Below are 12,854 nucleotides of genomic sequence, written 5' to 3' on the forward strand. Positions count from 1 at the left end.
GGCTTGAGCATATGTCCATACATGTGAATGCGAGGCGGATGCGTCCCCACACATCCGCCTCGCGTCGCGTACGTCCGTATCCCGTACGTCGTTGTCCCGTACGTCCGTGGATCAGGTCCCGGTGTTGTCCGCCTCCGGGTCGACGCCCATGGTGATCGTGGCGACGACCCCCTTGGTGATGGCGTTCTTCTTGTACTTCAGCTTCAGCAGGCCGCCCTCGGTCCCGTTGTCCGGGTAGATGGTGTCCTCGTCCAGCGTGGTGCGTGTGGTCGTGTTGGTGGAGTACGGCTCTACCTCGGCGGACGCCAGCACGCTCTCCTCGTCGAAGAACAGCTGACCGGTGTGGCAGGTGTTGCCGCCCTCGTAACCGGCGTCCGTCCAGGTGCCGTTCACATGCACCTTGGTGTGGATGTGCACACAGCGGCCCTGGTACCAGCCGGGGAAGACCGTCCGGAAGACCACCTGACCGTTGCGGTCCGTCCGCCACGTGCCGCGCAGATACCGCTCGTCGTCCGTCGGCTCCTCGTGGACGCCGCCGCCTCCGCCGCCGGGCTCGCCCGAGGGAGAGCCGGACGGGGGCCCGCCCGTCGGCTCACCCGACGGCGGGGTACCTCCTCCGCCGCCTGCGCCACCCCCGCCGCTGCCCATCGCCTCGTAGCCCGAGTACACGCCCAGCGCGTTGCAGTGCCAGATGTCGACCGCGGCGTTCCTGACCGGCTTGCAGGTCTCGGAGTCGATCACCTTGAGGCGCAGGGTGAGCGGGATGCCCTGCTGGTCCTCGGTCACGTCCTGGCGGAGCTTGTCCGCGTCGATGTAGTAGGGGCCCTCGGTGGTCTCGGAGGTCAGCTGGTAGCAGACCTCTCCGCTCGACGCGGTGCTCGACGCGGGGGCGCCCGCGGTGCCGGAGCCCTTCGTCTCACCGGCGAACGCGCCCGCCGCGAGCGTGCCGCCCACGCCCACCGCAGCGGCGGCTCCCGCACCGGCGACGACGACCTTGCGACGCGTGAGGTCCCGCTTGTGTTTCGGCCCTTCGGCCGTGTGGTTTCCCGTCATGGGCAGGGAAGTTAGGGACCGCGCCTGTCAGGAGCATGGGTAAGAGCTGGGCAAGAGCCCTGCATGAACGCCGTGAACGAAAGTGGCTCGGAACCGACGCCGGTTCCGAGCCATTTCCGAGTACAGCCTGCTGTCGCCTACTTCGGCTGCGGCTTGCGCACCGTCAGGTGCAGCTCCTTCAGCCGCGCCTCCTCCAGCTCCGTCGGCGCGCCCATCATCAGGTCCTGGGCGTTGCCGTTGAGCGGGAAGGCGATGGTCTCGCGGATGTTCGGCTCGTCGGCGAGGAGCATGACGATACGGTCCACGCCCGGGGCGATACCGCCGTGCGGCGGGGCGCCGAAGCGGAAGGCGCGGAGCATACCGGCGAACTTCTCCTCGACGGTCTCGCGGTCGTAGCCCGCGATCTCGAAGGCCTTCAGCATGATCTCCGGCTCGTGGTTCCGGATCGCGCCGGAGGACAGCTCGACGCCGTTGCAGACGATGTCGTACTGCCAGCCCAGGATGTCCAGCGGGTCCTGGGTCTCCAGGGCCTCCAGACCGCCCTGCGGCATCGAGAACGGGTTGTGCGAGAAGTCGATGGCGCCGGTGTCCTCGTCCTTCTCGTACATCGGGAAGTCGACGATCCAGCAGAACCGGAAGACGCCCTCCTCGAAGTGCCCGGCCCGCTTGGCGGCCTCGACACGGACCGCGCCCATGATCTTCGAGACCTCGTCGAACTCGCCCGCGCCGAAGAACACGGCGTGCCCGGCGGCAAGCTGGAGCCGCTTGGTCAGCTCGGCGACGTTGTCCTCGGTGAGGAACTTCGCGATCGGGCCGGACAGCGAGCCGTCCTCGGCCACCCGCACCCAGGCCAGGCCCTTGGCGCCCTGCGAGACCGCGAAGTCACCGAGCTGGTCGAAGAACTTCCGGGGCTGCGCGGAGACGTCCGGCACCGGCAGCGCACGCACGTGCTTGCCGGCGAAGGCCTTGAACTCCGAGCCCTCGAAGATGTCGGTGATGTCGACGAGCTCCAGCTGGGCGCGCAGGTCCGGCTTGTCGGAGCCGTACTTCAGCATCGCCTCGCGGAACGGGATCCGCGGGAAGGGCGAGGTGACGTGGCGGCCGCCGCCGAACTCCTCGAACAGCTCGGTCATGAGCTGCTCGATCGGCTGGAAGACGTCCTCCTGCTCGACGAAGCTCATCTCCACGTCGAGCTGGTAGAACTCGCCCGGCGAGCGGTCCGCGCGCGCGTCCTCGTCGCGGAAGCAGGGCGCGATCTGGAAGTAGCGGTCGAAGCCGGAGATCATCAGCAGCTGCTTGAACTGCTGCGGCGCCTGCGGCAGGGCGTAGAACTTGCCCGGGTTCAGACGGGACGGGACGACGAAGTCACGCGCGCCCTCGGGGGAGGTGGCGGACAGGATCGGCGTCGCCATCTCGTTGAAGCCCAGCGCCGTCATCTTGTGGCGGATCGCCGAGATGACCGACGTACGCAGCAGGATGTTCTTGTGCATGCGCTCGCGGCGCAGGTCCAGGAAGCGGTACTCAAGGCGGCGCTCCTCGTTGACCCCGTCCTCGGTGTTGATCGTGAACGGCAGCGGGGCTGCCGCGCCGAGCAGCTCGACCTCGCCGACCTCGACCTCGACCTCACCGGTCGGCAGCTCGGGGTTGACGTTCTCGGCGCCACGGGAGACGACCTTGCCGTCGACGCGGACCGTGGACTCCTTGGTCAGCTTGTCGAGGGCCTCGTACGCGGGCGTGCCGGGACGGGCGACGAGCTGCGTGATGCCGTAGTGGTCGCGCAGATCGATGAAGAGGATGCCGCCCAGGTCGCGCCGATTGTGCAGCCAGCCACTCAGTCGGACGTCGGTGCCGACGTCAGAGGAGCGGAGCTCGCCGCAGGTGTGGGACCTGTACCGATGCATCGTCGTTCATCCAGTCTTCGCGGATCGGGGGGCGTGTTTCACGTGAAACTTCCCCCAAGCCTACCGGGGACCCCAAGATCGCCTCCCCACCATTTCGCCGCGCCGACGGCCCACCCGTGACCCCCGCCGGACCGGATGCCCCATACAGCTTCGGTGGCAGTCTGCGATCACCTGTTCTTAAAGTAGGGCAATGCGCACTGGTGAGCCCCTGCCCGCCGTGGGGGAGGTTCTGGCCGCCCTCGCGACCGGACTGTGGCACTGGAACACCGCCACGGGACTGGTCACGGTCGACGCGGAGGCGGCACGGCTGCTGGGGCTGCCCGCTGAGCGGGCCACCCTCAGCCAGGCCCAGGTGCGCGCCCGACTGCACCCGGTGGACTGGAACGAGATCAGCGGGGTGATCCAGCTCGCCGTCGCCGAGGGCACGCTGGGCGAGGCGCGGGTGCGGATCATGGACGAGCTGGGCCGGGTCATCCGGGTCGGCCGCGCCCGCTTCCACGCCTCCTTCGACCGCGAGAAACGGTCGTACGAGGTGACCGGCTCCCTCCAGGAGGTCACCGAACCGACGCCGGGGACCCCTGCGGGGCGTACGGCGGTCACCGGCGACTGGCGGCGTTCGCGGGAGGCGTTCCTGCTGGACGCGGGCCGGGCGCTGGCCGAGGCGCGGTCGACGGAGGAGGTGCTGCGGGTCGCGGCCGGTCTGTCGATGCCGGGCTTCTCCCCGGACGGCCTCGCCGTGTTCGGGGCGACGGGCGATCGCCTGACGATCATCGGCCACCACGGCCACCAGCCCGGTGACGAGGGCCCCTTCTCGCACATGCCCCTGGACACCGACTACCCGGCCGCCGAGGTGGTCCGCACCGGTCGTGCCGTGTACCTCTCCACGCCTGAGCAGTACAAGGACCGCTACCCGGTCACCTGGCCGCTCGCCGCGCACTTCAACCGGCAGTCCTGGGCGTTCCTGCCGCTGACCGTGGCCGGTCGCACGATGGGCGCCTGGATGGCGGCGTTCACCTACCCGGTGGCGTTCACGCCCGACGAACGGTCCGTGCTGACGACGGTCGCCCGCATGCTCGCCCAGGCCCTCTCGCGCGCCGAGGCCGCCGAGTCCGCGCGGGAACTCACGGACGGCCTCCAGCGCTCGATGCTGCCGCAGCTCGGCCCCGAGATACCGGGCATGAGCGTCGCCGCGCGCTATGTGCCGACCGGGGGCGGCCTCCAGGTCGGCGGCGACTGGTACGACATGATCCCGCTGCCCAACGGCCGGTTCGCCCTGGTCATCGGGGACGTCCAGGGTCATGACGTACGGGCGGCGGGCCTGATGGGCCAGCTCCGGATCGCGCTGCGCGCCTACGCCTCCGAGGGGCACCGCCCCGACGCCGTCCTCTCCCGCGCCTCCCGCTTTCTGCACGGCATGACGTTCGGCGCCCTCGACGAGGACCCTTCCGAGCTGCGCTTCGCGACCTGCCTGTACGTCGAGGTCGACCCCACGACCGGTCTGCTGGACATCGCCCGCGCCGGGCATCCGGACCCGGCGATCCGGATGAGCGACGGCACGGTGCTGGCCCGCCCGACGGCCGGCGGCCTCCCGCTCGGCATCGACCCGGACGCCGACTATCCGACCACCCGGATCACCCTGGAACCCGGCGAGACCATGCTGATCTGCACGGACGGCCTGATCGAGACCGGCGGCCACGACCTGGAGACCGGCTGGAAGCGCATCCGCGCCATCCTGGAGGACCACGACGGCGACCTGGAGGCCCTCGCCGACGCCCTCGTCCAGGCCGTCCACGGCCCCTCCTCCCACCACACCACCGGCCCGCTCGCCGACCGGCGCGAGGACGACATCGCGGTGCTGCTGCTGTGCCGGCAGGGGGAGGGCTGCGGCTGCGGTGACACGGTGACCGTGCGGCCCACGATCCGGCGCACCATGCTCACGGTCGCGCAGGACGAGCCGGAGCGGGTCGCGGTGGCCCGGCAGCAACTGCGCGAGCTGCTGCACGACTGGGCCTCCGAGGACCAGGTGGACTCGGCGGTCCTGCTGCTGTCCGAGACGCTGACCAACGTCCTCGTCCACACCGACGCCGATGCCCTGCTCCTCGCCGAAGTGCGCGGCGCCGCGGGCGACCGCCGGATACGCGTCGAGGTCACGGACACCAGCGACGACCTGCCCCACAAGCGCCGCCCCGGTGAACTGGCGTCCTCCGGCCGGGGCCTGATCCTGATCGAGATGCTGGCTCAGGCGTGGGGCGTGGACCCGCGGGGCGAGGGCAAGAGCATCTGGTTCGAGCTCTACGAGGCGGACGGCGCCGTAGGACTCGGGGGTGCGGAGGGCCCAGGAGGCTCGGATGACGCCGGTGGCTCGGGGGATTCGGGGCGCTCCGGGGCGGCGTAACGCTCCCGGAGTTCGTTGACGACGCCGAACGCGGCGGCGGTCAGCGGAACGGCGAGCAGCATGCCGAGGATGCCGGCCACGGAGGCCCCGGCGGTGATCGCCACCATGACGACGGCCGGGTGCATCTGCACGGTCCGGCTCTGGATCATGGGCGTCAGCACATGCCCTTCCAGGACCTGCACGGCCAGCACGACGGCCAGCACCCACAGCGCGATCACGAACCCCCGGTCGGCGAGCGCGACCAGCATCGCGACCGCGCCCGACAGGAAGGCGCCGAGGTAGGGGATGTACGCCCCGACGAAGACCAGCGCACCGAGCCCGACCGCGCCCGGCACGTCGAGGACCAGCAGGCCGACGGTGATGCAGACGGCGTCGATGAGCGCGACGAAGGTGGTCCCCCGCATGAACCCCTCCACGGCCCGGAACGCCCGCCGCGCCACGGCCTCCACGAGCTCCCCGCCCTCGCCCGGGACGAGGGAGCGCAGGGTGCCGGCGGCCCGGTCGGAGTCCCGCAGGAAGAAGAAGACCAGCAGCAGCGCGAGCACGGCCATGGCGATGGTCTCGCCCACGACGCTGACCCCGCTGAGGACCCCGGAGGCGGCCGTGCCGCCGAACTTGGTGAGCAGCTCGCGGGCGTTGGAGGCGACGTCGTCCAGCGAGGTGCCGGCCGCACCGAAGTGAGCGGCGAGGTCCTCGGCCGCCTGCTTGAGCGCGGCGACGATCTCGTCGCCGGTGTCGACGACCGCGGCGACCACGATGTACACGGCCCCGCCGACGACGGCCACGACGGCGACACAGGTGAGCCCGGCGGCGACGGACCGGTTGACCTTGGCCTGTACGAGCCGTCGGTGCAGCGGCCTGAGCAGGGCCGTCCCGAGCAGCGCGAGCAGCACGGGCACGACCGCCGTACGGAACTCCACGGCCAGCCGGATCCCGACGTAGACGACCCCGGCGACGAGCAGCGCGACGACGCACCAGGCGGCGAGCCGCCGGACGGGGTCGGGGAGCAGCGGGGTGGGGGCCTGCACGGTTCCAGCGGATCACGGGCGGGGCGGGGCTGTCGTGCGCGGGCGGACCGGGCGGGTGACGGTGCGCGAAAGGCCCGGAGCCGCGGCACAGGGCTGCGGCTCCGGGCCTGGTGCGGAGGAGGTCAGGCCTCGGACGGGCCGTGTTCCGTCATCCCGTGGACCGCCGGGATCGTCCCCAGCCGGCCCTTCTGGAAGTCGTCGAAGGCCTGCTGGAGCTCCTCACGGGTGTTCATGACGAACGGGCCGTAGTGGGCCATCGGCTCACGGATCGGCTGCCCGCCCAGGAGGACGACCTCCAGGTCCGGCGTGTGGGAGTCCTGCTTCTCGTCGGCGCGGACGGTCAGGGAACCGCCGGCACCGAAGACCGCGGTCTGACCCAGGTGGATCGGGCGGCGCTCGGCCCCGACCGAGCCCTGGCCCGCCAGCACGTACGCCAGCCCGTTGAAGTCCTCCCGCCACGGCAGCGTGACCTCCGCGCCCGGCGCCACCGTGGCGTGGATCATCGTGATCGGCGTATGCGTGATGCCGGGACCGGCGTGCCCGTCCAGCTCACCGGCGATCACGCGCAGCAGCGCGCCGCCGTCGGGCGTGGTCAGCAGCTGGACGTTGCCACCGCGGATGTCCTGGTAGCGCGGAGGCATCATCTTGTCCTTGGCCGGCAGGTTCACCCACAACTGGAGACCGTGGAAGAGACCGCCGGAGACGACCAGATGCTCCGGGGGAGCCTCGATGTGCAGCAGGCCCGCGCCCGCCGTCATCCACTGGGTGTCGCCGTTGGTGATCGTGCCACCGCCGCCGTTGGAGTCCTGGTGGTCGAAGATCCCGTCGATGATGTAGGTGACGGTCTCGAAGCCGCGGTGCGGGTGCCAGGGGGTGCCCTTGGGCTCGCCCGGCGCGTAGTCCACCTCGCCCATCTGGTCCATCATGATGAACGGGTCCAGATGGCGGTAGTTGATCCCGGCGAACGCGCGGCGCACCGGGAAGCCCTCACCCTCGAAACCGCTCGGCGCGGTCGTGACGGCGAGCACGGGACGAGCCACTGCCTCCGCGGGCGCGGCGACACGGGGCAGCGTCAGCGGGTTCTCGACGGTCACTGCAGGCATGTCGGTACCTCCTTGTGCGGCCAGTTTAGTTGAGCATTGAACTTCCTGCCACCCTCAACGGGAACGCCCCGCAGGACATTCCCTCCGGGCACAGCAGAAGGCCGGCACCCGCGCGGGGTGCCGGCCTCCGTCACAAGGACCTGGTTTCGGGGGCGGCTCAGTGTGCCAGCCGGAGCGGGGGCGGGGGGCGCGAAAGCCCCAGCGCCCGGCCTAGCCGCCGTACATCCGCCGCATCGCGAACTCGACCATCTGCTCCACGGCCTTCGCGTCGAAGACCATGCGGTGCTCGCCCTCCATGTCGAGGACGAAGCCGTAGCCGGTCGGCAGGAGGTCGATGACCTCGGCGCCGGTGATGACGAAGTACTTGGACTCCTTGCCCGCGTACCGGCGCAGCTCCTTGAGCGAGGTGAACATCGGGATCACCGGCTGCTGGGTGTTGTGCAGGGCGAGAAAGCCGGGGTTGTCGCCGCGCGGGCAGTAGACCTTCGACGTGGCGAAGACCTGCTGGAAGTCCTCCGCGGACATCTGCCCCGTGGTGAACGCCCGCACCGCGTCCGCGAGCGAGGGCGGGGACGGCTCGGGGTAGAGCGGCGGCTGCTGGCCGTACCCGCCGACACCGCCGGGCTGCTGCGGCGGGGCGTACTGCTGCTGTGCACCGACGTTCTGGTCGTAGCCGTACATGGGCGCAAGCGTACCGAGAGCGGCCGCGGGGCGGGCCGGTACCGGTGCTCCGGGAAACCGACAGCGACTTGACAGCGTGTGGCCCTGGGTTCGCGCAGTTGCCGCTCCTAGCGTTTTTCCATGCGCCGAAACCATGCCGAAGAAGTCGCCGACGAAGCCTCGGGAGAGGTCCACGAGCACGACCGCGGGCTCTCCCACGACCTGCCGGTCCTCGCCCGCCGCCGCATGATCCGGCTGGTGGCGGGGGCGGGACTGGTCCCCCCTCGTGGGGTGCAGCTCACAGGACGAGACGTCGGCCGCCCCCTCCGCCAAGGGCTCCGGCAGCCCCGCCGCGTCCGCCGAGTGCGCCACCATCCCCGACGAGACCGCGGGCCCCTTCCCCGGTGACGGCTCGAACGGGGTGAACGTCCTCAAGGAGAGCGGCGTCGTCCGCAGCGACATCACCAGCAGCTTCGGCGACTCGGCGGGCGGCACCGCCGAGGGCGTCCCCCTGACCGTCACCCTCACGGTGGTGGACGCCGCCTCTGGCTGCGGGACGCCGAAGAAGGGCGCCGCCGTCTACATCTGGCACTGCGACCGTGCGGGCGACTACTCCCTGTACTCCGAGGGCGTCACGGACGAGAACTACCTGCGCGGCGTCCAGGAGACCGACGACAAGGGCCAGGTCACCTTCAAGAGCATCTTCCCGGGCTGCTACACGGGCCGCTGGCCGCACATCCACTTCGAGGTGTACGGCAGCCTGGCCGATGCCACGGCCGCCACCTCGATCACGAACACCTCACAGCTCGCCTTCCCCAAGGACGTCTGCGACACGGTGTACGCCTCGGACGGCTACGAGGCCAGCGTGCGCAACCTGAGCGGCCTCTCCCTGGAGACCGACGGCATCTTCAGCGACGGATACGACGAGCAGCTGGCTGTCGTGGAGGGGAGCGCGGGGCGCGGCTACACGGCGACGCTGACTGTTCCGGTGTGACCTGTCACAGATTGCGGATCGGGGTTGCGTCTTATTACTGGCGGGTAGCATCATCGTAGCTACTTGTTGGTACGTGAACTAGCGCGAGGATGCACTCCCAGTGCCTCGCCGATCTCTCTAACGGAGCCGTCGCCATGGGGCACTACAAGTCGAATCTCCGCGACATCGAGTTCAACCTCTTCGAAGTACTCGGGCGCGACAAGCTGTACGGCACCGGCCCGTTCGAGGAGATGGACACCGAGACCGCGAAAAGCATCCTCGACGAGCTGACCCGCCTCGCCGAGAACGAGCTGGCGGAGTCCTTCGCGGACGCCGACCGCAACCCGCCGGTCTTCGACCCCGAGACGAACACCGCGCCGGTCCCGGCGTCCTTCAAGAAGAGCTACAAGGCCTTCATGGACTCCGAGTACTGGCGGCTCGGGCTGCCCGAGGCCATCGGCGGCACCACCGCCCCGCCGTCGCTCATCTGGTCGTACGCGGAGCTGATCCTCGGCTCGAACCCGGCCGTGTGGATGTACTCCTCCGGCCCGGCGTTCGCCGGGATCCTCTACGACGAGGGCAACGACGTCCAGAAGAAGATCGCCCAGATCGCGGTCGAGCGGACCTGGGGCTCCACCATGGTGCTCACCGAGCCGGACGCCGGTTCGGACGTCGGCGCCGGCCGCACCAAGGCGGTCCAGCAGGAGGACGGCTCCTGGCACATCGAGGGCGTGAAGCGCTTCATCACCTCCGGTGAGCACGACATGGAGGAGAACATCCTCCACTACGTCCTCGCCCGCCCCGAGGGCGCAGGCCCCGGCACCAAGGGCCTGTCCCTCTTCCTCGTCCCGAAGTACCTCTTCGACTTCGAGACCGGCGAGCTGGGCGAGCGCAACGGCGTCTACGCCACCAACGTCGAGCACAAGATGGGCCTGAAGGCCTCCAACACCTGCGAGATGACCTTCGGCGACCAGCACCCCGCCAAGGGCTGGCTGATCGGCGACAAGCACGACGGCATCCGCCAGATGTTCCGCATCATCGAGTTCGCCCGCATGATGGTCGGCACGAAGGCGATCTCCACGCTGTCGACGGGCTACCTGAACGCGCTGGAGTACGCCAAGGAGCGCGTCCAGGGCCCGGACCTGGCGAACTTCATGGACAAGACCGCGCCCAAGGTCACCATCACCCACCACCCCGACGTGCGCCGCTCGCTGATGACGCAGAAGGCGTACGCGGAGGGCATGCGCGCGCTGGTGCTGTACACGGCCTCCGTGCAGGACGCCATCGCGGTCAAGGAGGCGGCCGGCGAGGACGCCAAGACCGAGCACGCGCTGAACGACCTGCTCCTGCCGATCGTCAAGGGCTACGGCTCCGAGAAGGGCTACGAGCAGCTCGCCCAGTCGCTGCAGACCTTCGGCGGCTCCGGCTTCCTGCAGGAGTACCCGATCGAGCAGTACATCCGCGACGCCAAGATCGACACCCTGTACGAGGGCACGACCGCGATCCAGGGCCAGGACTTCTTCTTCCGGAAGATCGTCCGCAACCAGGGCGCCGCGCTGAACTCGCTCGCCGAGGACATCAAGAAGTTCCTGGCGCTCGGCGAGGGCGGCGAGGAGCTGGCGGGCGCCCGCGAGCACCTCGCGAAGGCGGCCGTCGAGCTGGAGGCGATCGTCGGCCTGATGCTGACCGACCTCGCGGCCACCGAGCAGGACGTCAAGAACATCTACAAGGTGGGCCTGAACACCACCCGCCTGCTGATGGCCTCCGGTGACGTCGTCGTCGGCTACCTGCTGCTCAAGGGCGCCGCGGTCGCCGCCGAGAAGCTTCCGTCGGCCTCCGCCAAGGACAAGGCGTTCTACACGGGCAAGATCGCGGCGGCGAAGTTCTTCGCGGCCAACGTCCTGCCGGGCGTCACCGGTGCGCGCAAGCTCGCCGAGGGCATCGACCTGGACCTGATGGAGCTGGACGAGGCCGCGTTCTAACCGTCCGTTCCAGTCACTCACGGACAATCCACATCGCCCTTACGAGGGCCCGCTCCCCTTCACCGGGAGCGGGCCCTCGTACGTCGTTAAGGTGAACCCCATGAGCGAACCCCCCCGCTTCGACCGCGGCCACACCGACGACCTCATGTCCTTCCTGGCGGCCAGCCCGTCGCCGTACCACGCCGTGGCGAACACCGCCGAGCGGCTGGAGAAGGCCGGCTTCCGGCAGGTCTCGGAGACGGACGCCTGGGACGCGGTGACATCGGCGGCTTCCGCCGCGGGGAGCGGCGGCAAGTACGTGCTGCGCGGTGGCGCGATCGTGGCCTGGTACGTCCCCGAGGGCGCGGCGCCCCACACGCCGTTCCGGATCATCGGCGCGCACACGGACTCCCCCAACCTGCGGGTGAAGCCGCTGCCGGACGCCGGGGCGCACGGCTGGCGGCAGGTGGCCGTGGAGATCTACGGCGGCCCCCTGCTCAACTCCTGGCTCGACCGCGACCTGGGCCTGGCCGGCCGGCTGACCCTGCGCGACGGCACGACCCGGCTGGTGAACGTGGACCGCCCGCTGCTGCGCGTCCCCCAACTCGCCATCCACCTGGACCGTTCCGTGTCCGCCGAGGGGCTCAAGCTCGACAAGCAGCGTCACCTCCAGCCCATCTGGGGCCTGGGCGACGACATCCGCGACGGCGACCTGATCGCCTTCCTGGAGGAGACGGCCGGGCTGCCGGCGGGCGAGGTCATCGGCTGGGACCTGATGACGCACTCGGTGGAGCCGCCGGCCTACCTGGGCCGCGACAAGGAGCTCGTCGCGGGCCCGCGCATGGACAACCTGCTGTCGGTCCACGCGGGCGTGGCGGCGCTGACCGCGGCGGCGGCCTCGGGCGCGGCCCTCCCCTCCATCCCGGTGCTGGCCGCCTTCGACCACGAGGAGAACGGCTCGCAGAGCGACACCGGTGCCGACGGGCCGCTGCTGGGCGGCGTCCTGGAGCGTTCGGTGTTCGCGCGCGGCGGATCGTACGAGGACAAGGCGCGCGCCTTCGCGGGCACCGTCTGTCTGTCCTCCGACACGGGCCACGCGGTCCACCCCAACTACGCCGAGCGCCACGACCCGACGCACCACCCGCGCGTCAACGGCGGCCCGATCCTGAAGGTCAACGTCAACAACCGCTACGCGACCGACGGTTCGGGCCGGGCGGTCTGGGCGGCGGCCTGCGAGAAGGCGGACGTCCCCTTCCAGTCCTTCGTCTCCAACAACTCCATGCCCTGCGGCACCACGATCGGCCCGATCACCGCGGCCCGGCACGGCATCAAGACCGTCGACATCGGCGTGGCGATCCTGTCGATGCACAGCGCCCGCGAGTTGTGCGGCGCCGACGACCCGCATCTGCTGGCGAACTCCCTGGTGGCGTTCCTGGAGGGGTAGTCCGGGCCCGGCGGGGTACCCGCCTCCGACCGGAACCACCGGACCAGGGAGGCGACACTTATGGGCCTCGGCGGATGCATCATCCTCATCGCCGCGGGAGCCATCCTCACGTTCGCGACCGACTGGGACATGGAGGGAGTCAATCTCGACCTGGTCGGCATCATTTTGATGATCGTCGGACTGATCGGCGTCACGACGTTCAGCAGCATCGCCCGGCGCAGGCGCGTGGTGGTACCGCCCGCGACACCGGTCGTCGGCGAGGAGCCCCACCACCATCGGCGGGACGGGTACAGCGACGGTTACGGCGTCTGAGCCACGGGTACGGCGCCTGCGGCA

At 70.2% G+C, this 12,854-nt stretch carries 9 protein-coding genes and 1 pseudogene; 5 read left to right on the top strand and 5 right to left on the bottom strand.

Annotated features, from left to right (window positions below; all coding sequences use genetic code 11):
* Positions 1 to 111: 111 nt before the first annotated feature.
* Positions 112 to 1,053: an intradiol ring-cleavage dioxygenase gene (locus ACFZBP_RS08400; RefSeq protein ID WP_391411116.1), complete on the bottom strand. Its 942-nt coding sequence runs from the start codon at positions 1,051 to 1,053 to the stop codon at positions 112 to 114.
* Positions 1,054 to 1,190: 137 nt separating this feature from the next.
* Positions 1,191 to 2,954 carry an aspartate--tRNA ligase gene (gene aspS / locus ACFZBP_RS08405; protein WP_383449749.1) on the bottom strand — a complete coding sequence of 588 codons (1,764 nt, stop codon included), beginning with the start codon at positions 2,952 to 2,954 and terminating at the stop codon, positions 1,191 to 1,193.
* A gap of 190 nt (positions 2,955 to 3,144) precedes the next feature.
* Between aspS and ACFZBP_RS08410 the strand changes: the two genes are divergently transcribed.
* Positions 3,145 to 5,349 (top strand): SpoIIE family protein phosphatase, encoded by a 2,205-nt coding sequence (locus tag ACFZBP_RS08410; RefSeq protein ID WP_383449748.1) that lies wholly within the window; start codon positions 3,145 to 3,147, stop codon positions 5,347 to 5,349.
* On the opposite strand, the gene ACFZBP_RS08415 is transcribed toward ACFZBP_RS08410, so the two are convergent.
* From ACFZBP_RS08415 to ACFZBP_RS08425, 3 genes are all read right to left on the bottom strand, one after another.
* Positions 5,247 to 6,377 carry an AI-2E family transporter gene (locus ACFZBP_RS08415; protein ID WP_383449747.1) on the bottom strand — a complete coding sequence of 377 codons (1,131 nt, stop codon included), beginning with the start codon at positions 6,375 to 6,377 and terminating at the stop codon, positions 5,247 to 5,249. The genes ACFZBP_RS08410 and ACFZBP_RS08415 overlap by 103 nt on opposite strands.
* A 122-nt stretch (positions 6,378 to 6,499) precedes the next feature.
* Complete coding sequence (locus ACFZBP_RS08420) at positions 6,500 to 7,480, bottom strand: pirin family protein (RefSeq protein WP_383449746.1); 981 nt, start codon at positions 7,478 to 7,480, stop codon at positions 6,500 to 6,502.
* 210 nt (positions 7,481 to 7,690) lie between these two features.
* Positions 7,691 to 8,161, bottom strand: coding sequence for an SseB family protein (locus tag ACFZBP_RS08425; protein WP_383449745.1), 471 nt, complete (start codon positions 8,159 to 8,161; stop codon positions 7,691 to 7,693).
* A gap of 120 nt (positions 8,162 to 8,281) precedes the next feature.
* Between ACFZBP_RS08425 and ACFZBP_RS08430 the strand changes: the two are divergent.
* From ACFZBP_RS08430 to ACFZBP_RS08445, 4 genes and pseudogenes are all read left to right on the top strand, one after another.
* Positions 8,282 to 9,134: pseudogene (locus tag ACFZBP_RS08430) on the top strand (intradiol ring-cleavage dioxygenase).
* A 134-nt stretch (positions 9,135 to 9,268) separates the two neighbouring features.
* The gene (locus ACFZBP_RS08435) at positions 9,269 to 11,095 is read left to right on the top strand and encodes an acyl-CoA dehydrogenase C-terminal domain-containing protein (protein ID WP_391411120.1); all 1,827 of its coding nucleotides are present in this window, start codon (positions 9,269 to 9,271) and stop codon (positions 11,093 to 11,095) included.
* A gap of 100 nt (positions 11,096 to 11,195) precedes the next feature.
* A complete protein-coding gene (locus ACFZBP_RS08440; RefSeq protein ID WP_383449742.1) occupies positions 11,196 to 12,518 on the top strand; it encodes a M18 family aminopeptidase in 1,323 nt (440 codons plus the stop codon).
* A gap of 60 nt (positions 12,519 to 12,578) precedes the next feature.
* Entirely contained in the window at positions 12,579 to 12,830 is a 252-nt protein-coding gene (locus ACFZBP_RS08445; RefSeq protein ID WP_048581378.1) for a DUF6458 family protein, read from the top strand.
* Positions 12,831 to 12,854: the final 24 nt, after the last annotated feature.

This window comes from Streptomyces sp. NPDC008086 (assembly GCF_042957325.1).
Lineage (GTDB): Bacteria > Actinomycetota > Actinomycetes > Streptomycetales > Streptomycetaceae > Streptomyces.

What these genes read in the sequence shown, in the direction of transcription:
- ACFZBP_RS08445 (WP_048581378.1), top strand. Translation starts at nt 12,579, where the DNA reads ATGGGCCTCGGCGGATGCATCATCCTCATCGCCGCGGGAGCCATCCTC.
- ACFZBP_RS08410 (WP_383449748.1), top strand. Translation starts at nt 3,145, where the DNA reads ATGCGCACTGGTGAGCCCCTGCCCGCCGTGGGGGAGGTTCTGGCCGCC.
- ACFZBP_RS08400 (WP_391411116.1), bottom strand. Translation starts at nt 1,053, where the DNA reads ATGACGGGAAACCACACGGCCGAAGGGCCGAAACACAAGCGGGACCTC.
- aspS (WP_383449749.1), bottom strand. Translation starts at nt 2,954, where the DNA reads ATGCATCGGTACAGGTCCCACACCTGCGGCGAGCTCCGCTCCTCTGAC.
- ACFZBP_RS08435 (WP_391411120.1), top strand. Translation starts at nt 9,269, where the DNA reads ATGGGGCACTACAAGTCGAATCTCCGCGACATCGAGTTCAACCTCTTC.
- ACFZBP_RS08425 (WP_383449745.1), bottom strand. Translation starts at nt 8,161, where the DNA reads ATGTACGGCTACGACCAGAACGTCGGTGCACAGCAGCAGTACGCCCCG.
- ACFZBP_RS08440 (WP_383449742.1), top strand. Translation starts at nt 11,196, where the DNA reads ATGAGCGAACCCCCCCGCTTCGACCGCGGCCACACCGACGACCTCATG.
- ACFZBP_RS08420 (WP_383449746.1), bottom strand. Translation starts at nt 7,480, where the DNA reads ATGCCTGCAGTGACCGTCGAGAACCCGCTGACGCTGCCCCGTGTCGCC.